Raw genomic sequence first — 19,763 nt, forward strand, 5'->3', positions numbered from 1 at the left:
GCAAAACCATATCAACCGTCGGTACGGCTGCAAAACCGCTTCCGCGGTCATGGGGCCGCAACACCGGCGATCGCCTCGGCGAAGTCTTTTGCCTCGAAGGGTTCGAGATCGTCGACACCCTCGCCGACACCGATGAAATAGACCGGCAGCTTGTGCTTGGCGGAGATCGCCACCAGGATTCCGCCGCGCGCCGTCCCGTCGAGCTTTGTCATGATCAATCCGCTGACGCCCGCAACGTTGCGGAATATCTCTACCTGCTGCAGCGCGTTCTGCCCGGTCGTGGCATCCAGTGTCTGCAGGACCGTATGCGGCGCGTCCGGATCGAGCTTCCCGAGAACGCGTACGATCTTCTCCAGTTCCGCCATCAGCTCGGCCTTGTTCTGCAATCGCCCGGCGGTGTCTATGATCAGCACGTCCGCCTTCTGCTCGCGGGCACGCTGGAACGCCTCATAGGCCAGCCCGGCCGCGTCGGCTCCGAGCTTGGAGGAGACGATTTCGGACCTCGTCCGCTCGGCCCAGATCTTCAGCTGTTCGATCGCCGCAGCCCGGAAAGTGTCGCCGGCGGCCATCATGACCTTGAGGCCCGCGCCGGACAGTTTCGCAGCAAGCTTGCCGATCGTCGTGGTCTTTCCTGTCCCGTTGACGCCGACGACCAGGATCACATGCGGCTTATGATTGAGATCGAGTTCGAGCGGCTTTGCGACCGGCGCCAGCACTTTGGTGATCTCCCCCGCCATGATGCGCGATACGTCCTCGCCGGACACATCCTTGCCGTAACGCTCCGAGGCGAGCGCGTCGGTGATGCGCATCGCGGTCTCGACGCCGAGATCCGCCTGGATCAGGAGATCTTCGAGGTCCTGCAGCGTCGCCTCGTCCAGCTTGCGTTTGGTGAAGAGACTGGCGATCTGACCGGTGAGCTGCGACGAGGTGCGGGCGAGACCCAGACGGAGGCGCTGGTACCAGTTGAGCTTCGGCTGCGCCGCCGGGGTCTCGTCCTTCGGGCGCCTGTCGGCGGCGGCGAAACCTTTGGGAAGGCTGGATGTGCGGAGCTCCGCTTCGATGTCGGAACCGGCATCTGACCGCCTATCGGCGTCGCCTGCGAGCGCCTCCGCCTGCTCGACAGGAGCCCCGCTGTTCTCAGCGGTTGCCTCGGTCTCCCCGTGATCTCCCCCGTTGAGGGGGAGATGTCCCGAAGGGACGGAGGAGGGTGCCGAAACGTCATCGGCTCCCGTTGGGTGTTCGGAAGGAGGCTCGCTCTCCTCTGCCCTGCCGGGCATCTCCCCCGCGAGGGGAGAGATCGGATGCGGGACGCTCTCGTCCTGCTTCACGGTGTTCTCATCTGCTGCGGGAGCAGTACCTGCCGGGGCTTCGTCGCTCGTGGTTTCGGTGTTTGCCGTGCTTGGTGCGAGGGAGACATCGCGATCGTCTGTGCCAGCTTCCGTTGCCTCGGCCGCGGTACGCTTTTCCTCGACCGGTGCCTGGCTCTCACCCTGCTCTCCTGAGGGCACAGAAGAGGGTGCGGCATCCGAAACCTCCTGCGGCGGCGCGGGTTTCTCTTCGACGGCGTCCTTGCCGAAGGAGAAGATCTTCTTGATGAAACCAATCGCCATGGGAATGAATGTCCGCTATCAGGCCGCAGCCATCTGTTTGCGCTTGATCGTCAGATGCTTGCCGTTATGGCCGGTGATTTCGGCCGCAACGAGCGATCGCGGCTCGAGGCCGGCCGCATCGACGAGCGTGAAGTTTTCGGTATGTGCCAGACCGTTCATCTCCACCAGCACCATTTGCCTGCTGCCGACCATGCGTTCGAGATGGACCCTATGGAGCTCGGCGCCCTTTGCACGCAGGCGTGCGGCACGCTCTTTGACGAGCACGCGGTCGAGCTGCGGCATGCGGGCCGCCGGCGTGCCGGGGCGTGGGCTGTAGGGGAAGACGTGCAGATGCGCAAGGCCGCAATCCTCAGCAAGCCTGACGGCATTCTGGAACATCGCCTCGGTCTCGGTCGGAAAGCCGGCGATCATGTCGGCGCTGAAACTGATTTCGGGTCGGAGCCGAAGGACCTCCGCGCAGAAGGCGCGCGCGTCGGCACTTGAATGCCGCCGCTTCATCCGCTTCAGCATCAGGTCGTCGCCATGCTGCAGCGAGAGATGCAGATGCGGCATGAAACGCGGCTCTTCGGCAATGAGATCGAGAAGATGGACGTCCGCCTCGATGCTGTCGATGGAGGAAAGCCGTAGACGAAGGATCTCCGGGACCTGCTTCAGCAAGGTCTTGGCGAGAAGTCCGAGGGTTGGCGTTCCGGGCAGGTCGGCGCCGTAGCTGGTGGCATCGACGCCGGTCAGCACGATCTCGCGATAGCCGCCCTCGACAAGGCGTCTCGCCTGGTCGACGACGGCGCCCATCGGCACCGAGCGGGAATTGCCGCGTCCATAAGGGATGATGCAGAAGGTGCAGCGATGATCACAGCCATTCTGCACCTGGATGAAGGCACGCACGTGCCCGTCGATATGCTTCACCATTTGCGGCGCGGTGGCGCGCACGCTCATGATATCGTTCACCCGGAGTTTCTCCTCGGCCGAGACGCCGAAATCGGGCAGCGAGCGATAGGAAGCGCTCGTGAGCTTCTCCTCATTGCCGAGAACCGCGTCCACCTCCGCCATCTCCGCGAAAGTTTCCTTCTCGGTCTGCGCGGCGCAGCCGGTGACGATGATACGGGCGTGCGGGTTCTCGCGCCGCGCGCGGCGGATGGCCTGGCGCGCCTGGCGCACCGCCTCGGCGGTCACGGCGCAGGTGTTGACGAGCACGGCATTGTTCAGCCCCGCCTTTTCGGCCTCTGCCCGCATCACTTCCGATTCATAGGTGTTCAGACGGCAGCCGAAGGTTATGACCTCGACGCCGCTCAAGGCGCTCGGGCTCCGATGTCGCCGCTCTCCGGCTCGTTCCGCTCGAAAATGCCGGTGACAGGGTCGAGCGTGCCGGACCATTCCCATTCGGCCGGGCCGGTCATGATGACGTGGTCGTCGCTTTCGCGCCATTCGATCCGAAGTGGTCCTCCGGGCACATTTACGGTCACCGCGCGCTCCGTGCGGCCTGTTCTCGCACCGCTGACGGCAGCGGCACAGGCGGCCGAGCCGCAGGCAAGCGTCAGGCCGGCGCCGCGCTCCCAGGTCCGCAGGTCCATCTCCTGGCGGGAGCGGATGCGGGCGACCGATATATTGGCCCGTTCAGGGAAGATCGGGTGGTTCTCGAGGAGCGGTCCGAAACGATCGAGATCGTAGCCGGACACGTCGTTTTCGACCCAGAAGATCGCGTGAGGATTGCCCATGGATACAACGGAAGGAGAGTGCAGCACGGGAGCCTCGATGGGTCCGATCTGCAGCTCGATCCGGCGCGTGTCATGGAACTCCTCGGCGAGCGGTATCTGGTCCCAGCGGAAACGCGGCTTGCCCATATCGACCGAAATAGAGCCGTCGTCATGCTCCTTCGCTTCAAGGAGGCCCGCAACCGTGTGGAAGAGGAAGGCCTTCTTGCCGGTCTCGGCCGCAAGCGCCTGGACCACGCAGCGGGTGCCGTTGCCGCAGGCCTGGGCCATCGACCCGTCGGAATTGACGATGTCGATCCACGCGTCGGTGCCGGCGGACTTCGGATCATGGATCGCCATGATCTGGTCGAACTCGGTTGCCGGGTCGGCGTTGAGCACTATTGCAGCCTGACGCGTCACGCGGTCCTTGCGGCCACGCATGTCGACCACCAGGATCTTGTTTCCAAGCCCGTTCATCCTGGCAAATTGCACCTGATCGGCCATGTCGCGATTATCCAAACCTGGCCTTCCGTTCCGGAGGCGCCCTTCATTCGGGCTGTATATGGCGGAAAAGCCCGGAAATTACCAGTGCCGGCGTCATTCCCTTGCCAAAGACGAGGCAGGGACATCGAAGACCTCTCCGGGTCGCAGTGCCCTGAACCGGCTGCGCTCTATGCCGGCCCCGTCGAGCGCTGTCTCGAGCACCCGGAGGGGCTCCTCGACCCCTTCATTGGTCAGCCGGAAGGTGCCCCAATGATGACCCGCCGCGTGTTCGGCTCCGCAAGCGACCATACCCATGACCGCCTCTTCCGGATTCTGGTGCTGCGATGCCATGAACCATCGGGGTTCGTAGCTCCCGAATGGCAGATTGGCGATCCTGAAGCCGCCGTGCTTCTCGCGCGCCGCCCGATAATTGATGCCGTCGTGAAAGCCTGTATCGCCGACATGGTAGATCTTGCCGGCCGGCGTTTCGATGACGAAGGCGGCCCAGAGCGCCATCCGCCGGTCGCGCAAATGGCGGGCCGACCAATGATGACAGGGCTCCGCATGAACGACGGCGCCTTCGAGTTCCATGCGATCGCCCCAGTCGACGGCGCGGATCTCCGCATTCGGGATTGAGCGGCGAATGATCGCGTCATTACCGAGCGGCGTGATGATCTGTGGTGCGTGCTGGGCGTGAAGTGTACTCAATGTATCGATGTCGAGGTGGTCATAGTGGTTGTGCGTGACCAGCACGAGGTCGATCGGCGGCAGGTCGCTCATCAGGACGCCCGGCGCGTTGCGGCGAAGAGGTCCGGCAAAGGTGAAGGGGCTTGCGCGACGAGACCAGACCGGATCGGTCAATATGTTGATGCCCGCGACCTGGATCAAAAGGGTCGCGTGACCGACCATGGTCACACGCAGCCGATCGCCGGCGACGGAAAGTTCGGGCTTCGCCTGGGGGAAAGGGCTGTCGTAACGAGCCGGCCACGCCACCCGTCCACCGCCGAACTGCCAGTGCAGGAGGTCGGCTAATCCACGCGGCGGCGTGCCGCCCGGATTGTAGAATCGAAGCCCGTCGAAATGGTCCGAAACCGGGCCGCCATGATAGGGATTGCCGCTTTTCTTCATCGCTGCCTCGATAGAGGATTCCTGAAACGTAAATAGGCGCCCTTGGCTTTCGGTCACAGAGCTCGGATAGGAGTTTCCGCTGCAGATCCTTGACTTTTCTTTCCGCTTCCTGTTTATCGCGGCGAATTCCTTCGCAAGCGATGACTTCCGAAGCCACCGACCCGGCCCCGCAAAGGTATAAAGAGAGCCAGGAGGTCAACATCCGACAGCGCGTGGCGCCCTCGGGTGGTTTTTGGCTTTGCGCCTTGTTTTCCGCGCGAAGGGACCCACGTTTTCGGACGAGCCGTGCTATGGCAATCCGGAGACAAGAAGGAAGAGAATATGTTCGAGAGCCTCCAGGACCGTCTTGGTTCCATACTGAATGGACTGACCGGCCGCGGCGCCCTGTCGGAAGCCGATGTTTCCGCAGCGCTTCGGGAGGTTCGCCGTGCGCTGCTCGAAGCGGACGTCGCACTCGACGTCGTGCGGTCCTTCACGGAAAAGGTTCGTGAGAAGGCGGTCGGCGCCGAAATCGTCAAGTCGATCAAGCCCGGCCAGATGGTCGTCAAGATCGTTCATGACGAGCTCGTGGCGATGCTCGGATCCGAGGGCGTCACGATCGATCTCAACGCTCCGGCTCCCGTCGTTATCATGATGGTGGGCCTGCAGGGCTCGGGCAAGACCACGACGACCGGCAAAATCGCCAAGCGGCTGACCGCGCGGGACAAGAAGAAGGTCCTGATGGCCTCGCTCGATACCCGCCGCCCGGCCGCGCAGGAGCAGTTGCGCCAGCTCGGCGTGCAGACGGGGGTCGACACGCTGCCGATCATTGCCGGCCAGTCGCCGACCGATATCGCCGCGCGCGCGGTACAGGCGGCCAAGCTCGGCGGCCACGATATCGTCATCCTCGACACAGCCGGACGCACCCATATCGACGAGCCGTTGATGATGGAGATGGCGGAGATCAAGCGGAAATCCAGCCCGCACGAAATCCTGCTCGTCGCCGATGCGCTGACGGGCCAGGACGCCGTCAATCTCGCCCGCAGCTTCGATGAACGCGTCGGCATCACCGGCCTGGTCCTGACCCGTATGGACGGCGACGGCCGCGGCGGTGCGGCGCTCTCCATGCGTGCCATCACCGGCAAGCCGATCAAGCTCATCGGCGTCGGCGAAAAGATGGACGAACTCGAGGAGTTCCACCCCCGCCGCGTCGCCGACCGGATACTCGGCATGGGCGACATCGTCTCGCTGGTCGAAAAGGCGGCGGAGAACATCGACGCCGAAAAGGCGGCGGCCATGGCCGCCAAGATGGCCAAAGGCAAGTTCGACCTCAACGACCTCGCCGATCAGCTGCAGCAGATGCAGAAGATGGGCGGCATGGGCGGCATCATGGGGCTGATGCCCGGCATGGCCGGCATGAAGGACAAGATGTCCGCCGCCGGCCTGGATGACAAGCTCTTCAAGCGCCAGATCGCGATCATATCGTCCATGACCAGGACCGAGCGCGCCAATCCGGACATCCTCAAGCATTCGCGCAAGAAGCGCATCGCCAGCGGCTCCGGCACCGATGCCTCCGACATCAACAAGCTTCTGAAGATGCACCGCCAGATGGCGGACATGATGAAGATGATGGGCGGCAAGGGCAAGGGCGGCATGATGAAGCAGATGATGGGTGGCCTTGCCGGCAAGATGGGGCTTGGCGGCCTCGGTGGCGGCATGCCGGATCTGTCGAAGCTCGACCCGAAGCAACTCGAGGCCCTGCAGAAGCAGGCCGAAGCCGCCGGCCTCGGCAAGCCCGGCGGTGGCTTGCCTGGCCTTGGTGGCGGTGGATTGCCGGGCCTGGGAGGCGGTTTCCCCGGTCTCCCCGGCCTGCCGAAAAAGAAGTGAGGATCGCGACGAATGCTTGATCCCGGGATCAAAGAGGAATTGGCGAGCTACCGGCAATCGATCGACAATATCGATGCCGCGCTCGTCCACATGCTGGCCGAACGCTTCCGCTGCACCAAGGCGGTTGGCGTGCTCAAGGCCAAGCACCAGTTGCCGCCGGCCGATCCGGCGCGCGAAGAATACCAGATTGAACGCCTTCGACACCTCGCCAAGGATGCCAATCTGGATCCGGATTTCGCCGAGAAGTTCCTGAACTTCATCATCAAGGAAGTCATCCGGCATCATGAAGCCATCGCCGCCGATTGCTCGCATTCCGCGGGCAACGCCGGCAACACACATTCCGCTTGAGCAAAGCGGTCAAGAAAGCCTGCAAGGAGTAAATCGAAATGGCATTGAAAATTCGTCTCGCCCGCGGCGGTTCCAAGAAGCGCCCCTACTACCAGATCGTCGTTGCCGACGCGCGCAGCCCGCGTGACGGCCGCTTCCTCGAAAAGCTCGGCTCCTGGAACCCGATGCTTGCCAAGGACGATGAAAAGCGCATCGAACTGAACGCCGAGCGCGTTCAGCACTGGATCGACCAGGGCGCCCAGCCGACCGACCGCGTTCTGCGCTTCCTCGATCAGGCAGGCCTCGCCAAGCGCCCGGCCCGCAGCAACCCGGTGAAGGCGCTACCCGGCAAGAAGGCACAGGAACGTGCCGCTGAGGCCAAGCAGAAGGCCGAAGAAGCAGCCGCTGCGGCTTCGGAAGCAGCCGCGGAATAATCTTCGCCGATCGGCAGTGAAAACGGGCGGCATTTCCATGCCGCCCGTTTTGCTTTATGTGCTCCGGGAAATTCGCATGCTCTTTTCCCGGTGGATTTCAGGAGCATGGGCAAGTTCACTCTGGATGCCGACAATGACACAGCTGAAAAATCCTGTCCTGATGGCGACGATCGGTGCGGCGCAGGGGCTGCGCGGCGAGGTGAGGGTGAAGTCTTTCACGGACGATCCGACGGCACTTGGGGATTATGGAAATCTCCACAGCGAGGACGGCCGCGTCTTCGAGGTGCTCGAAATTCGCGAGGCGAAGAATGTGGTCGTCGTGCGGTTTCGCGGTGTCAACGACCGAACGGCTGCCGAGGCGCTCAACGGGCTCGAGCTCTTCATCGAGCGCGACAATCTTCCCGATGACGATCTGGACGAGGACGAGTTCTTCTATGCCGATCTCGAGGGCATGGAGGCGGTCGACCGCACCGGCAAGAGCTATGGTTCGGTGACCGGTGTCTTTGACTTCGGTGCTGGCGATCTTCTCGAACTCAAGGGCCCGGGCCTGCGGCCGGTGCTGATTCCATTCACCGAATGGTCGGTGCTCGAAATCGACCTCGAAGCGGGCAAACTCGTCATCGACCCGACTGCAGCAGGGCTGGTCGATGATGAGAAGAGTGGCCCAGGCAAGCCGTTTCCGACCAAGCGCAAGTGAGCCCCCGGCGATGCTCTTTCGTGCAACGGTCCTGACGCTCTATCCCGAAATGTTCCCCGGACATCTCGGCGTTTCGCTCGCCGGAAAGGCACTGGAGCGCGGGGATTGGTCGATCGAACCCGTGCAGATACGCGACTTCGCCGGCGACAGGCACCGCACGGTAGACGACACGCCGGCCGGCGGAGGCGCCGGAATGGTGCTGAAGCCCGACGTTCTTGCCCGCGCTATCGACCATGTTTCGGCAGATGACGAGCGACCGCGGCTTCTGATGAGCCCGCGCGGGCGGCCGCTGACGCAGGAACGGGTGCGCGCGCTGGCCGCCGGTCCCGGCGTCGTCGTCGTTTGCGGCCGTTTCGAGGGTGTCGATCAGCGGGTCATCGATACGCGCCAGCTGGAGGAAGTCTCGATCGGCGACTACATTCTTTCCGGCGGCGAACCGGCGGCACTGGTCCTGCTGGACGCGGTGGTGCGCATTCTGCCGGGCGTCATGGGAAACGAACTCTCGGGCGTGCACGAGAGCTTCGAAGGAGGGTTGCTGGAGCATCCCCACTACACGCGTCCCCAGGTCTTCGAGGGTCAAGAAATACCAGCCGTGCTCACGTCAGGCAATCACGCCGCTATAGCCCAATGGCGATTGGTCGCCGCCCGCCGGCTGACCGCCGAGCGCCGGCCGGACCTCCTGGAGCGTGATCTGAAACCGCAGCCTGATCCGGCTCAACCCGTGAAGAAGTAATAGGCGGCCAGCAGGAGCCCCACTGCCACGACCACGGCGCGTATCACCGACTGCGGAACGCGGCGTGCCGCCCATACGCCCATATAGCCGCCGAGGGCTGCGCCCGGCACCATGATCGCCGCATGCAGCCAGGAGACGACCCCGCCCGCGGTGAAAACCACGATCGCGATCGCGGCGATGATGATGGAGATGAAGTTCTTGAGCGCGTTCAGCCGGTGGTAGCCGCCGCCGGTCGCAAGCCCGAGAACGGCAAGCATCATGATCCCCATGCCGGCGCCGAAGAAGCCGCCATAGACGGAGGTGACCAACTGGCTCGCCACACCGAGCGGCCCGATGCGGTGCTCGTCGCTGCGCGCCTTCGGCTTCAGCAGCGGACCGGCCGCGAAGATCGCTGTCGCGGCGATCAGCAGCCAGGGCACCATCTGACGAAAAGCCGGATTGGAGAGCGACAGGAGAAGCAGCGCGCCGGCAAGACCTCCGACCGCCGAGATGACGGCGAGGACGAGCGCGTTCTTCCGGTCGGCCCGGATTTCCTTGGCATAGGCAAGCGCCGAGGTGATGTAGCCGGGGAACTGAATGATGGAGGAAGTGGCGTTGGCAACGATAGGCGGCAGGCCTGCAAGCGTCATGGCGCCGAAAGTCAGGAAGGTGCCGCCGCCGGCAATAGCGTTGACCACGCCGGACAGGAACCCTGCAACGAAGAGCAAGAAGATCTGGAATAACGTCATGGCTTCCCCCGAACGCGTGAATCGGGGATAGCGGGTGGCGCGTTCGCCCGCAACCCCGCCCCCCGATCTCGGCGGCGGCTTAAGTTGCGATCGTAACGTTTGGGGCTTATACCGGTACGAAATTCCTGTTTCGGGGATGACAAGGCCGACCGTATGGTGTATGTGCCGGCCCGGCTCGGGTTCTCGCCCGTCGACCGTCAACAAAGAATGGCGAATCCGCCCCTGCCGTAAAGACGGCAAGGCCTGAAGGCAAGTCCGACAGGCCGATCGAGGGCGCTCTGGCTGTTTCAGAAGAACGCAAAGGTTAAACCGATGAACATCATCCAGCAGCTGGAAGCCGAACAGGCCGCCAAGATCGCCGCAAAGCGCACCCTTCCCGAATTCTCCCCGGGCGATACTGTCCGCGTTAATGTGCGCGTTGTCGAAGGCACCCGCACCCGCGTACAGGCTTACGAAGGCGTCTGCATCGCCCGCTCCGGAGGCGGCATCAACGAGAGCTTCACCGTTCGCAAGATTTCCTACGGCGAAGGCGTCGAGCGCGTATTCCCGGTTTATTCTCCGCTCGTCGAGAGCGTCGATGTGGTTCGCCGCGGTAAGGTCCGTCGCGCCAAGCTCTACTATCTGCGCGACCGCCGCGGCAAGTCGGCTCGTATCGTCGAGAACACCGGCACCCGCGCTCGCAAGCTGAACGATGCCGAGCGCCAGGCCATTTCCGAGGAGAAGGCGCGCATCGAGGCTGAAAAGGTCGCAGCAGCCCAGGCTCTGGCCGCCGAAAAGGCAGCAGCCGAAGCTGCCGAGGCAAAGGCAGCAGAAGAAGCAAAGGCTGCAGAAGCCGCAGCGGAATAAATCGCAGCACTTCAGAGTTGTGTCGAAAGGCGGCCTCAGGGCCGCCTTTCTTTTTGCACCTGCCGCTTGTGTTCCCCATAGATTTTATGACATTTTCGGCCGCCACAATCTTTGGGAGTCCTCAATGACAATACGTCGCCACGTGCTTGCGGGCATTGCCGCAGTTCTTGCCGCTCCACTCGCAGTCTCCGCGCCCGCTTTCGCAAGCGACCTGCCCGACCTCGGCGGCAAGACGGTCGTCGTGGTGACCGAGAACGCCTACCCCCCGCTGCAGTTCGTGGATCCCAAATCCGGCCAGGCCATCGGCTGGGAATATGACGCGATGAACGAGATCGCCAAGCGGCTGAACTTCAAGGTCGAATATCAGAACACCAGCTGGGATGCGATGATCCAGGCCGTTTCCGACGGTCAGTACCAGATCGGAATGACCGGGATCACCATCAAGGACGACCGCAAGGAAAAGGTCGATTTTTCCGATCCCTACCTGCGATCGGAGCAGTTCATGCTGGTGCGGGGCGACGAGACCCGCTTTAGCGATGCGAAGAGTTTCGCGGCGCTTGAAAGCGGGTTGATCGGCGCTCAGCCCGGTACCTCGCCGTTCTACACGGCAGTTTACGAAATTCTCGATGGCAACGAGCAGAACCCGCGGATCAAGCTGTTCGAGACCTTCGGTGCGACGGTGCAGGCCCTGAAGGCCGGCGACGTCGATCTGGTCCTGACCGACAGCGTTGCGGCCAAGGGCTATGTCGATTCCTCCGAAGGCCAGCTCAAGGTGGTCGGCGGGCCGCTCGGCACCGAGGATTTCGGCTTCATCTTCCCGAAGGGATCGGAGCTTGTGGCGCCGGTCAATGCCGCCATCAAGGCGCTCAAGGACGACGGCACCTTGGACGCGCTCAACAAGAAGTGGTTTCTCGATTACAAAATGGGCGGCTGATCCCTGGAGCGGGAGAGGAATCGTGTGCGGCTTGCTGCCGCACCCCGCTCCCCGTTATTGGAATTGTAATGACGCCGGTCCAATCATCCGACACTCCGTCTCAGAAGGGCGATTATCCCTGGTGGCTGATCGCCCTGATCCTCATCGCGGCGGCGCTGGCTCTTGTCATTGCTGCCAATGACATATTCACGCAGGTATTCACAGTCGTCCTGAAGGGACTGGGCGTCACCGTATTCGTAACTCTCGTCGGCTTCGTGCTTGCGACGCTGCTCGGCCTCGGTGTCGCCCTGATGGCGCTTTCCGGGCATGTTGCGCTGCGCCAGATTGCGCGCTTCTACACGGAAGTCATCCGCGGCGTGCCTATTCTCGTGCTCCTGTTCTACATCGCCTTCGTCGGCGCGCCAGCGTTGGTAACGGCTGCGAATTTCGTGGCGGCCCCCCTGATCTCGGCGGGATGGATGGAGGCGTTCGTCGTGCGCGACGTTTCCCTGATGTGGCGCGCGATCATCGCGCTGATGATCGGCTACTCGGCCTTCATCGCCGAGGTATTCCGCGCCGGCATCCAGTCGGTCGACAAGGGCCAGGTGGAGGCGGCGAAGGCGCTCGGGCTTTCCCGCTACCAGCGTTTTCGCCTCGTCGTCTTTCCGCAGGCAATCCGCGTCATCCTGCCGCCGCTGGGCAACGATTTCGTGGCCATGGTCAAGGATTCCTCGCTCGTCTCGGTGCTCGGCGTCGCCGACGTGACCCAGATGGGCAAGATCTATGCCTCGGGATCCTTCCGCTTTTTCGAGACCTACTCCATCGTTGCCTATGTCTATCTCGTGCTGACGATAGGGCTTTCACTGGCGCTAAGGGCTGTCGAGCAGCGTCTGAGGCGGTCGCAAGTCCGCTAAAGCTTCCAAGAAAAGTGCGTAGCGGAGAAAAGCGGAAATTCTCTAGACCACTGCATGTTTCCTTTGATCAGATCCGATTAGAGGAGAAAAACATCCAGCAGATCAAAGTGCTACAGCGACCTTTGGGCGTCTGATAAGACGCACGGCGCTGCAGATGACAATGTTTTTAGGTCGGGCCGGGCTTAAGAACATGAACGTGATCGAATCCAGGAGTTGAGACGCGGGTGCGGCAAGGGTACTGCCCTTCAGCAATATCGCAATCCCGGGGTCAGCCCTCGATCTCCTCGCGCAGCATTTCGAGTTCGAGCCACTCCTCTTCCATCCGTATCAGGGCCGTCTTCAACGTATCGAGCTCCGCGGCGAGCTTGGCGAAGCTGTTCGGGTCGCGCGAGAAAAGCTCCGGATCGGCCATTCTCTCTTCGCACCTGGCGATCTTCGCTTCCGTGCCGGCAATCTCTTTCGGCAGGTTTTCGAGCGCGAATTTCTGCTTGTAGGAAAGCTTGCCCTTCGCTTTCTGAGGCTCGCTCGGCGAGGGCGAGGCATCGCTCGACTTCGCCTTCCCGCCCTTCTCGCTCCTGCGTTTATCCGCGAGCGCCCCCCGGCGCTGCGCCATCATATCGGAATAGCCGCCGGCATATTCGATCCAGCGGCCATCGGGCGTTTCCGGGTTGGCCGGTGCGATCGTGGATGTCACCGTACGGTCGAGGAAATCGCGATCGTGACTGACGAGGATCACGGTTCCCGCAAATCCGGCGACAATTTCTTGCAGAAGGTCGAGCGTCTCGATGTCAAGGTCGTTGGTCGGCTCGTCGAGGATCAGAAGATTGGTGGGACGCGCCAGGATGCGAGCAAGCATGAGGCGCGCTCGCTCGCCGCCAGACAGGTCGCGAATGGGCGTACGCGCCTGCTCCGGTTGGAAAAGAAATTCCTTCATATAGCCGGTGACATGGCGCTGCTCGCCATTGACGAGGAGGGTCTCGCCGCGTCCGTCGGTCAGATAATGCGCCAAGGTCTCGTCCAGGTTCAGCTCTTCGCGTTTCTGGTCGAGCGTCGCGATCTCAAGATTGGTGCCCAGCCGGATGCTGCCGCTATCCGGCGCGATCTGGCCGGTCAGGAGCTTCAGGAGCGTCGTCTTGCCGGCGCCGTTCGGCCCGACGAGGCCGATCCGATCGCCGCGATGGACGCGGATCGAAAAGGGCGCGACAATCACGCGGTCACCGTAAGCCTTGGTGATTTTTTCCGCCTCGATGACGAGCTTGCCGGACTCCTTGGCATCGGCAGCCGTCGCTTGCACGGTCCCCTGCGGGCCCTTGTGCCCGCGATGGCGAGCCCGCATGTCGTGCAACTCACCCAACCGGCGCATATTGCGCTTGCGCCTCGCGGTCACTCCATAGCGCAGCCAGTGCTCCTCACGCTCGATCGCTTTTCCGAGTTTGTGCTGCTCGAGTTCTTCCGCTTCCAGCACCTCGTCGCGCCATGCCTCGAAATGAGCGAAGCCCCGGTCAAGACGCCGCGACTGGCCCCTGTCGAGCCAGACGGTCGCCGTCGACACGTTTTCGAGAAAACGCCGGTCGTGCGAGATCAGCACCAGTGCCGATCGGCTGCGGACGAGCTCGTCTTCCAGCCACTCGATCGTCGGCAGGTCGAGATGGTTCGTCGGCTCGTCGAGAAGCAGTATGTCGGGCTCCGGCGCCAACACGCGAGCGAGCGCGGCACGCCGCGCCTCACCTCCGGAAAGGCGCTGCGGCTCCTCCTCGCCGGTCAGCCCCAGATGCTGCAGCAGGTAGACGACCCGGTAAGGATCGTCGCCGGGACCAAGGCCTGCTTCCGCATAGGCCTGTACGGTATCGAATCCCTCGAAATCGGGCGCCTGGTGCAGATATCGGATCGTCACGGAGGGATGTCTGAATATCTCTCCCGACTGCGGCTCAGCCAGCCCGGCAGCGATCTTCATCAGCGTCGACTTGCCCGAGCCGTTGCGGCCGACGAGGCAGATGCGGTCGCCGGACTCCACCTGCAGGCCTGCCCCCGCAAGCAGCGGCGTGCCGCCGAAGGTCAGGAAAATGTCGTCCAGCTTCAAAATGGGAGGCGCCAAGGCATCAGGCTCCGGAAAGATCATAGGGCCGGGCGAGGATGACGGCCCGGCCGGATTTCAGGGTGAAGCGGACCGTTCCGTCCGCGATGTTCGAAATGGTGCGCGAGGAGCCGAAGGGCAAATGGAACTCCTTGAGGGGATACCGCACGTTCTCGATCGAGAGGCCATCAAGATCCGAAAAGCCCAGAATCGAGAAAAGGCTGCCTTCCGGTAGCTCGATCTCCTGCGAACCGGGCAGCAGCGGATAGGCTTCCTCTTCTCCGGAGGTCATCATCACGTCAATCCCGCTCTCGGCAAGAGCTACGGTGCCGAGGAGATGCAGGAAGGCGTGGTCGCTGCGCGCGCCGCCGAGCCCGCCCGCGAAGATCAGCGAGGACGCGCCACGCCCGACAGCCGCCTCGACGGCGATCTCGCCATCCGTCGCGTTCTTGGCGGCGGGATGGCGTTCCCGCGGGACATCCGCAAACTCCGCCAGAAGAGCGTCGTCGGTCGAATCGAAATCGCCCACCCAGAGATCGGGCACGATCCCGAGCGTCCTCGCGTGGCGCATGCCGCCGTCGGCCGCGACAAACCGGCTGCCTTCGAGCTGTCGAGCAAGACGGCCGGTCGGCATCAGCGCACCGCCGAGAAGGATTGTGAAGGGTGGTCGGGTCATCGCTAAGCCCATAGCGCAAAGCAGCGGTGAAGGAAAAGGGCCTCGTCCGCTGTTTTGCCAACGCGGCGGGCACGGATCAGGTTCCGGACGCTAAATCCCCGGGAAAGAGCATGCCGGCATAGATTCCCGGCGTCGAACCCGCGATCTCCACCGCGCCGACGGCGCGGGCATAGAACGTGGCGGGACCGACGCCGCCGATGATCGCATAGGCGTAGCCGGCCGCGCGCATGGATAGCAGGCTTTCGATGAGCAGCGCCTCGCCTATGCCCTTGCCGCGCATCGCCGCTTCCACTCCGGTCGGACCGAAGAAGCCGAGAGCGGTGACATCGTGGCAGGCGAAGCCCAAAATCCGGTCCCGATCGTGAGCGATATGGATCCGGGCCGGCGTCGAGGAGAAGGCCGTTTCGGCCTCCCCGGCCCATCCGGCCCCGAAGCGTTCCTCGATCCAGGCAATAACGACCCGCCGCTCGGCCGCCAGCGCCCGGCGGATGCGAACGTCGGGCGCAAGACGGGAAGGGCCGCGCTCGGGCAAGGCATAGAGACGGACGAGCATGTCTGCCATGGAAGTGTCTCCGCTTTCGGCGAACAAAAGGCGCCGGCAATGGTTTGACCTTTAATAGCGCGCCTGGCGCGGACGGCAAACGTCTCTGCAGAAACGCTGCCGAAACTCCGCTTGCCTAAGCGGCTGGCGAAAGCTAAATCTTCTGCTGCTCTAACGGGGTGCCTTCGGTTTGAATTCGAACCAGGGCTGAGAGGCTTCGAGCCAACCCGCGGAACCTGATCCGGCTCATACCGGCGGAGGGATTAGAAGCGATCGGACCGATACGCGCTTTTCCCGTGCAGCAACGACAAAGGGAGAGGTGCCACAATGTCCATTTCACTCCACGGCAGAACACTTGCCGGGTTCATGATTGCAGCGGCCACCGTCACGGGCGTTTCCGCAAGTGCTTTCGCCGCGGAAAAGACGCTGACGGTCTACACTTACGAAAGCTTCATCACAGAATGGGGGCCGGGCGCGAAGGTCTCCGAAGCCTTCGAGAAGGTCTGCGACTGCAAGGTCGATTATGTGGGCGTCGCCGACGGGGTCGAACTGCTGACGCGGCTGAAGCTCGAAGGTGAGGGATCCAAAGCCGACGTCGTGCTCGGTCTCGACACCAATCTCGTTGCCGAGGCCAAGGCGACCGGCTTCTTCGTTCCGCACGGCGTCGATACCACTTCCGTCGATGTTCCTGGTGGTTTCACCGACGACACCTTCATCCCCTATGACTACGGCCATTTCGCCGTGGTGTACGATACCGAGATGCTGAAGAGCCCGCCGAAGAGCCTCAGGGATCTGGTGGAAGGCGATCCAACGCAGAAGATCGTGATCGAGGACCCGCGCACTTCCACCCCCGGCCTCGGCCTGCTGCTTTGGGTGAAATCGGTCTATGGCGATCGGGCCGGCGAGGCCTGGGCAAAGCTCAAGGCGCGTGTGCTGACGGTCACGCCGGGCTGGTCGGAGGCCTATGGCCTCTTCACCAAGGGTGAGGCGCCGATGGTTCTGTCCTACACCACCTCGCCCGCATATCACATGGTCGCGGAAGATACCGAGCGCTATCAGGCGGCCCCGTTCACCGAGGGCCACTACATCCAGATCGAAGTCGCCGCATTGACGAAGAACGCGAAGGACCCGGAGCTCGCCCGGAAGTTTCTGGACTTCATGATCGGTCCGGAATTCCAGTCGATCATCCCGACGACCAATTGGATGATGCCGGTGACGGCCACAAAGGAACCGCTGCCGGAGGCCTTCGGAAAGCTCGTCGAACCCCGGAAGACCTTTCTCATCCCCTCCGAGGAGGTTGCGGCCAACCGCAGGGCCTGGATCGATGAGTGGCTGACGGCGATGAGCAGGAACTGAGGCTGGATTGTCTGTCGCCAACCAAAACAGGACGGCCGAAAACAGGATGACAATGGCCGCCGGGGGTTTCGCCCTTGGCGGCGTTCTGCTTTTCATCGGCCTCGCAGCCGGGTCGCTGCTCGCCCAATCGACCGGCGGCAACGATGCCGGTCCGTTCCTTGACGCCTATATCTGGCGCATAACACGCTTCACACTGCTGCAGGCAGGCCTTTCCACGCTCTTTTCCGTGCTGCTCGCCATACCGGTGGCCCGCGCACTTGCCCGCCAGGCTTCGTTCCCCGGCCGCATCTGGATGTTGCGGCTGCTGGCGCTGCCTCTCGGCCTTCCGGCCCTCGTCGGCGCTCTCGGCCTCATTGAGATCTGGGGACGACAGGGGCTTTTGAACAGGGTGCTCGCGGCGGCCGGGCTGGAGCAACCGGTCAGCATCTATGGGCTCTCCGGCATTCTCATCGCCCATGTCTTTTTCAACATGCCGCTCGCCGCCCGTCTGATGCTTGCCGGCATCGAGCGCATTCCGGCCGAGTATTGGCGCACCTCCGCCAATCTCGGCATGAGCGCCTTCGCCATCTTCCGCTTCATCGAGTGGCCGGTGATCCGCGGATTGCTTCCCGGCATCGCCGGACTCGTCTTCATGCTCTGCGCGACCAGCTTCACACTCGTGCTGACGCTTGGTGGCGGTCCGGCCGCCAGCACCATCGAAGTGGCCATCTATCAGGCGCTGCGCTTCGATTTCGACCCGCCGCGAGCGATCGCCCTGGCGGCACTTCAGGTCGCCCTTACAGGTGCGCTGCTTCTCGTCCTGAAATTGATCGCGCCGCCGCCGCCGGAGGGTGAGACGAGCGGCAAGTCGATCCGGCGTTCCGACGGTGCAAGCAGTCTTTCCCGGCTTGCCGACCGGGTTTGGCTGGTCCTCGCCGCCGGCCTGGTAGGCCTGCCGTTTGCAGCCATCGCCTATGCCGGTTCGAAGGCTGATCTGTTCCGGCTTCTGAGCGAGCCGGTGTTCCATCGGGCGCTCGCGATGAGCGCGACCATCTCGGTACTCTCCGCCGTCATTTCGGTCGCTGTGACGGCGCTGATGATCCGCACCGAAAGTCTCGCACTGGCGCAGCGGCGCCCCGGAATGACGGCACGTTTTTTCGCCGGCGCTATCGGTGCGAGCACATCCTTTATCCTGCTGATACCACCCGTCGTGCTCGGCGCCGGGTGGTTCCTGCTGTTGAGGCCTTTCGGCGACGTCGCCCGCTTCGCCCCTGCCGTCGTCGTCGCCATCAACGCGCTCATGGCGCTTCCCTTCGTTCACCGGGTGCTCGCACCCGCCATGGCGACGCACGCCGTGCGCACCGGTCGCCTTGCCGCAAGCCTTGGAATCGCCGGCTTTCAACGCCTGCTATGGATCGACTGGCCTGGCCTGCGCAAACCCCTTTTCGTCGCATTCTCCTTTGCCATGGCCCTGTCCCTGGGGGATCTGGGAGCGGTCGCACTTTTCGGCTCGCAGGACATGGTAACCCTCCCTTATCTGCTCTATAGCCGGATGGGCAGCTATCGCACCGCCGATGCGGCCGGGCTCGCGCTGTTCCTAGGCCTCCTCTGCCTGGTCCTGACGGTGCTCGGCACGGCGGGAGAAGAGCCTGAAGGTAAAGGCGCATGATTTCCACCGCTCTCGCCCTCAGGGGCGTCGAGATAAGCTTTGACGCGACGACGCTCGCCTTCGACTGCACCATTGCCGCGGGCGGTATCGTCGCGGTCGCCGGCGCATCCGGTTCGGGCAAGTCGACACTCTTCAACGTCATTGCCGGCTTCGAGCCGCCCGATCGTGGAGAGGTCCGCATTTTCGGCGAGGAGATGGCTGGCCGCCCACCGGCGGAACGCCCGGTCTCCGTCATCTTCCAGGAGCATAACCTTTTCGCGCATCTCGACGTGGCCACCAATGTCGGCTTCGGCATCAGCGCGGCGCTGCGGCTCGGCGCGGCCGAGCGCATGAAGGTGGAGGATGCGCTCAGCCGGGTGGGCCTCGCCGGATTCGGCAGCCGCCTTCCCCCGACCCTGTCGGGCGGGGAACGTCAGAGGGTAGCGCTCGCCCGGGCTTTCGTAAGGCACCGGCCGATACTCCTGCTCGACGAGCCTTTCGCGGCGCTCGATCCCGGCCTGCGGACGGAGATGCGTAGTCTCATCCGCGATTTGCACCAGGAGGAAGGCAATACGATACTGATGATCACGCATCATCCCGATGACGTGAGGGCGCTGGCCGAAAGCGTCATTTTCCTCGACCAGGGCCGTATTATCGCCCATGATGAGACCGCCAGGTTTTTCGAGCGCCGAGACATTCCTGCAATCAGCCGGTTCCTCGGGTAAGGACGGAAAAACGTGCGCAGTTTTCTTCATTGCGCTCTAAATTTGCCGTTCGCCACAATTTGACCTCTGCGCTGTGCGACGCGCGGTGTGCACTACGGCGCCGTGCTCTGCAGACGGGCAAGAGGTCGCTGTCAGCGCTTCGAACAGCTGCTTGTTCGCCCGTGATAGGCTGCGGATCATGGGCATGCAGCAGCGGATGTCTTCAAAAATTCGCGCATCCGTTGCTGCGAAACCACGGGGCAACTATTTCTACTGGGGTCGGCTAGGCAGGCAGAGCTGAAATCGGATACAGCAGAATCTCTGGCTGAAACACCCGCGCCGGTGCATCGCATCCGGCTGAAAAAGTAGGACTTTTCGCCGATTGCGATGAATGGCTGTAAGCCGCGGGTCGCGC

The 19,763-nt window shown here is 63.1% G+C and carries 19 protein-coding genes and 1 riboswitch; of the genes, 11 read left to right on the forward strand and 8 right to left on the reverse strand.

What is annotated here, in order from left to right; translation table 11 throughout:
- Nucleotides 1–47 precede the first annotated feature (47 nt).
- The 4 genes from ftsY to FB009_RS08710 form a co-directional block, all read right to left on the reverse strand.
- Complete coding sequence (ftsY, locus tag FB009_RS08695) at nucleotides 48–1,610, reverse strand: signal recognition particle-docking protein FtsY (protein ID WP_018209257.1); 1,563 nt, start codon at nucleotides 1,608–1,610, stop codon at nucleotides 48–50.
- 18 nt (nucleotides 1,611–1,628) lie between these two features.
- Nucleotides 1,629–2,903, reverse strand: a complete 1,275-nt coding sequence (gene mtaB / locus FB009_RS08700) for a tRNA (N(6)-L-threonylcarbamoyladenosine(37)-C(2))-methylthiotransferase MtaB (protein ID WP_028054312.1) — start codon at nucleotides 2,901–2,903, stop codon at nucleotides 1,629–1,631.
- Nucleotides 2,900–3,805, reverse strand: a complete 906-nt coding sequence (dapF, locus tag FB009_RS08705) for a diaminopimelate epimerase (RefSeq protein WP_018209256.1) — start codon at nucleotides 3,803–3,805, stop codon at nucleotides 2,900–2,902. Before dapF ends, mtaB begins: the two co-directional genes overlap by 4 nt.
- A 93-nt stretch (nucleotides 3,806–3,898) precedes the next feature.
- On the reverse strand, nucleotides 3,899–4,912 hold the full coding sequence (locus FB009_RS08710) for an MBL fold metallo-hydrolase (protein ID WP_102045032.1): 1,014 nt from the start codon (nucleotides 4,910–4,912) through the stop codon (nucleotides 3,899–3,901).
- Nucleotides 4,913–5,233: 321 nt separating this feature from the next.
- Between FB009_RS08710 and ffh the strand changes: the two genes are divergently transcribed.
- The 5 genes from ffh to trmD all read left to right on the forward strand — a co-directional run bounded on the left by ffh (nucleotide 5,234) and on the right by trmD (nucleotide 8,969).
- The gene (ffh, locus tag FB009_RS08715; protein ID WP_012067302.1) at nucleotides 5,234–6,778 is read left to right on the forward strand and encodes a signal recognition particle protein; all 1,545 of its coding nucleotides are present in this window, start codon (nucleotides 5,234–5,236) and stop codon (nucleotides 6,776–6,778) included.
- Nucleotides 6,779–6,790: 12 nt separating this feature from the next.
- Entirely contained in the window at nucleotides 6,791–7,126 is a 336-nt protein-coding gene (locus FB009_RS08720; RefSeq protein WP_012067303.1) for a chorismate mutase, read from the forward strand.
- A gap of 38 nt (nucleotides 7,127–7,164) precedes the next feature.
- Nucleotides 7,165–7,539: a 30S ribosomal protein S16 gene (rpsP, locus tag FB009_RS08725; RefSeq protein WP_012067304.1), complete on the forward strand. Its 375-nt coding sequence runs from the start codon at nucleotides 7,165–7,167 to the stop codon at nucleotides 7,537–7,539.
- Between the two features lie 133 nt (nucleotides 7,540–7,672).
- On the forward strand, nucleotides 7,673–8,236 hold the full coding sequence (gene rimM, locus FB009_RS08730) for a ribosome maturation factor RimM (protein ID WP_024310897.1): 564 nt from the start codon (nucleotides 7,673–7,675) through the stop codon (nucleotides 8,234–8,236).
- Nucleotides 8,237–8,246: 10 nt separating this feature from the next.
- Nucleotides 8,247–8,969 (forward strand): tRNA (guanosine(37)-N1)-methyltransferase TrmD, encoded by a 723-nt coding sequence (trmD, locus tag FB009_RS08735; RefSeq protein ID WP_024324217.1) that lies wholly within the window; start codon nucleotides 8,247–8,249, stop codon nucleotides 8,967–8,969.
- Here the strand turns inward: trmD and FB009_RS08740 are convergent.
- Complete coding sequence (locus FB009_RS08740) at nucleotides 8,951–9,697, reverse strand: sulfite exporter TauE/SafE family protein (protein WP_012067307.1); 747 nt, start codon at nucleotides 9,695–9,697, stop codon at nucleotides 8,951–8,953. The genes trmD and FB009_RS08740 overlap by 19 nt on opposite strands.
- A 312-nt stretch (nucleotides 9,698–10,009) precedes the next feature.
- On the opposite strand from FB009_RS08740, the gene rplS reads away from it, so the two are divergent.
- From rplS to FB009_RS08755, 3 genes are all read left to right on the forward strand, one after another.
- On the forward strand, nucleotides 10,010–10,543 hold the full coding sequence (rplS, locus tag FB009_RS08745; protein ID WP_012067308.1) for a 50S ribosomal protein L19: 534 nt from the start codon (nucleotides 10,010–10,012) through the stop codon (nucleotides 10,541–10,543).
- Between the two features lie 124 nt (nucleotides 10,544–10,667).
- Nucleotides 10,668–11,477, forward strand: a complete 810-nt coding sequence (locus tag FB009_RS08750; RefSeq protein WP_012067309.1) for a basic amino acid ABC transporter substrate-binding protein — start codon at nucleotides 10,668–10,670, stop codon at nucleotides 11,475–11,477.
- 68 nt (nucleotides 11,478–11,545) lie between these two features.
- A complete protein-coding gene (locus FB009_RS08755) occupies nucleotides 11,546–12,370 on the forward strand; it encodes an amino acid ABC transporter permease (RefSeq protein WP_012067310.1) in 825 nt (274 codons plus the stop codon).
- Nucleotides 12,371–12,638: 268 nt separating this feature from the next.
- On the opposite strand, the gene FB009_RS08760 is transcribed toward FB009_RS08755, so the two are convergent.
- From FB009_RS08760 to FB009_RS08770, 3 genes are all read right to left on the reverse strand, one after another.
- On the reverse strand, nucleotides 12,639–14,465 hold the full coding sequence (locus FB009_RS08760) for an ABC-F family ATP-binding cassette domain-containing protein (protein WP_012067311.1): 1,827 nt from the start codon (nucleotides 14,463–14,465) through the stop codon (nucleotides 12,639–12,641).
- A gap of 4 nt (nucleotides 14,466–14,469) precedes the next feature.
- Entirely contained in the window at nucleotides 14,470–15,120 is a 651-nt protein-coding gene (locus FB009_RS08765) for a thiamine diphosphokinase (protein ID WP_024310898.1), read from the reverse strand.
- A gap of 76 nt (nucleotides 15,121–15,196) precedes the next feature.
- The gene (locus tag FB009_RS08770) at nucleotides 15,197–15,682 is read right to left on the reverse strand and encodes a GNAT family N-acetyltransferase (protein ID WP_012067313.1); all 486 of its coding nucleotides are present in this window, start codon (nucleotides 15,680–15,682) and stop codon (nucleotides 15,197–15,199) included.
- Between the two features lie 144 nt (nucleotides 15,683–15,826).
- Nucleotides 15,827–15,941: riboswitch (TPP riboswitch) on the forward strand.
- Nucleotides 15,942–15,988: 47 nt separating this feature from the next.
- On the opposite strand from FB009_RS08770, the gene thiB reads away from it, so the two are divergent.
- The 3 genes from thiB to thiQ are packed head-to-tail and all read left to right on the forward strand — an operon-like array spanning nucleotide 15,989 to nucleotide 19,369.
- Entirely contained in the window at nucleotides 15,989–17,017 is a 1,029-nt protein-coding gene (thiB, locus tag FB009_RS08775) for a thiamine ABC transporter substrate binding subunit (protein WP_012067314.1), read from the forward strand.
- Nucleotides 17,018–17,063: 46 nt separating this feature from the next.
- Nucleotides 17,064–18,665 (forward strand): thiamine/thiamine pyrophosphate ABC transporter permease ThiP, encoded by a 1,602-nt coding sequence (thiP, locus tag FB009_RS08780; RefSeq protein ID WP_018013039.1) that lies wholly within the window; start codon nucleotides 17,064–17,066, stop codon nucleotides 18,663–18,665.
- Nucleotides 18,662–19,369, forward strand: a complete 708-nt coding sequence (gene thiQ, locus FB009_RS08785) for a thiamine ABC transporter ATP-binding protein (protein WP_018209250.1) — start codon at nucleotides 18,662–18,664, stop codon at nucleotides 19,367–19,369. Before thiP ends, thiQ begins: the two co-directional genes overlap by 4 nt.
- The last annotated feature ends 394 nt before the right edge of the window (nucleotides 19,370–19,763 follow it).

The organism is Sinorhizobium medicae (assembly GCF_007827695.1).
Classification (GTDB): Bacteria; Pseudomonadota; Alphaproteobacteria; order Rhizobiales; family Rhizobiaceae; genus Sinorhizobium; species Sinorhizobium medicae.

What these genes read in the sequence shown, in the direction of transcription:
- ftsY (WP_018209257.1), bottom strand. Translation starts at nt 1,610, where the DNA reads ATGGCGATTGGTTTCATCAAGAAGATCTTCTCCTTCGGCAAGGACGCC.
- dapF (WP_018209256.1), bottom strand. Translation starts at nt 3,805, where the DNA reads ATGGCCGATCAGGTGCAATTTGCCAGGATGAACGGGCTTGGAAACAAG.
- FB009_RS08710 (WP_102045032.1), bottom strand. Translation starts at nt 4,912, where the DNA reads ATGAAGAAAAGCGGCAATCCCTATCATGGCGGCCCGGTTTCGGACCAT.
- ffh (WP_012067302.1), top strand. Translation starts at nt 5,234, where the DNA reads ATGTTCGAGAGCCTCCAGGACCGTCTTGGTTCCATACTGAATGGACTG.
- FB009_RS08720 (WP_012067303.1), top strand. Translation starts at nt 6,791, where the DNA reads ATGCTTGATCCCGGGATCAAAGAGGAATTGGCGAGCTACCGGCAATCG.
- rpsP (WP_012067304.1), top strand. Translation starts at nt 7,165, where the DNA reads ATGGCATTGAAAATTCGTCTCGCCCGCGGCGGTTCCAAGAAGCGCCCC.
- rimM (WP_024310897.1), top strand. Translation starts at nt 7,673, where the DNA reads ATGACACAGCTGAAAAATCCTGTCCTGATGGCGACGATCGGTGCGGCG.
- trmD (WP_024324217.1), top strand. Translation starts at nt 8,247, where the DNA reads ATGCTCTTTCGTGCAACGGTCCTGACGCTCTATCCCGAAATGTTCCCC.
- FB009_RS08740 (WP_012067307.1), bottom strand. Translation starts at nt 9,697, where the DNA reads ATGACGTTATTCCAGATCTTCTTGCTCTTCGTTGCAGGGTTCCTGTCC.
- rplS (WP_012067308.1), top strand. Translation starts at nt 10,010, where the DNA reads ATGAACATCATCCAGCAGCTGGAAGCCGAACAGGCCGCCAAGATCGCC.
- FB009_RS08750 (WP_012067309.1), top strand. Translation starts at nt 10,668, where the DNA reads ATGACAATACGTCGCCACGTGCTTGCGGGCATTGCCGCAGTTCTTGCC.
- FB009_RS08755 (WP_012067310.1), top strand. Translation starts at nt 11,546, where the DNA reads ATGACGCCGGTCCAATCATCCGACACTCCGTCTCAGAAGGGCGATTAT.
- FB009_RS08765 (WP_024310898.1), bottom strand. Translation starts at nt 15,120, where the DNA reads ATGACCCGACCACCCTTCACAATCCTTCTCGGCGGTGCGCTGATGCCG.
- FB009_RS08770 (WP_012067313.1), bottom strand. Translation starts at nt 15,682, where the DNA reads ATGGCAGACATGCTCGTCCGTCTCTATGCCTTGCCCGAGCGCGGCCCT.
- thiB (WP_012067314.1), top strand. Translation starts at nt 15,989, where the DNA reads ATGTCCATTTCACTCCACGGCAGAACACTTGCCGGGTTCATGATTGCA.
- thiP (WP_018013039.1), top strand. Translation starts at nt 17,064, where the DNA reads ATGACAATGGCCGCCGGGGGTTTCGCCCTTGGCGGCGTTCTGCTTTTC.
- thiQ (WP_018209250.1), top strand. Translation starts at nt 18,662, where the DNA reads ATGATTTCCACCGCTCTCGCCCTCAGGGGCGTCGAGATAAGCTTTGAC.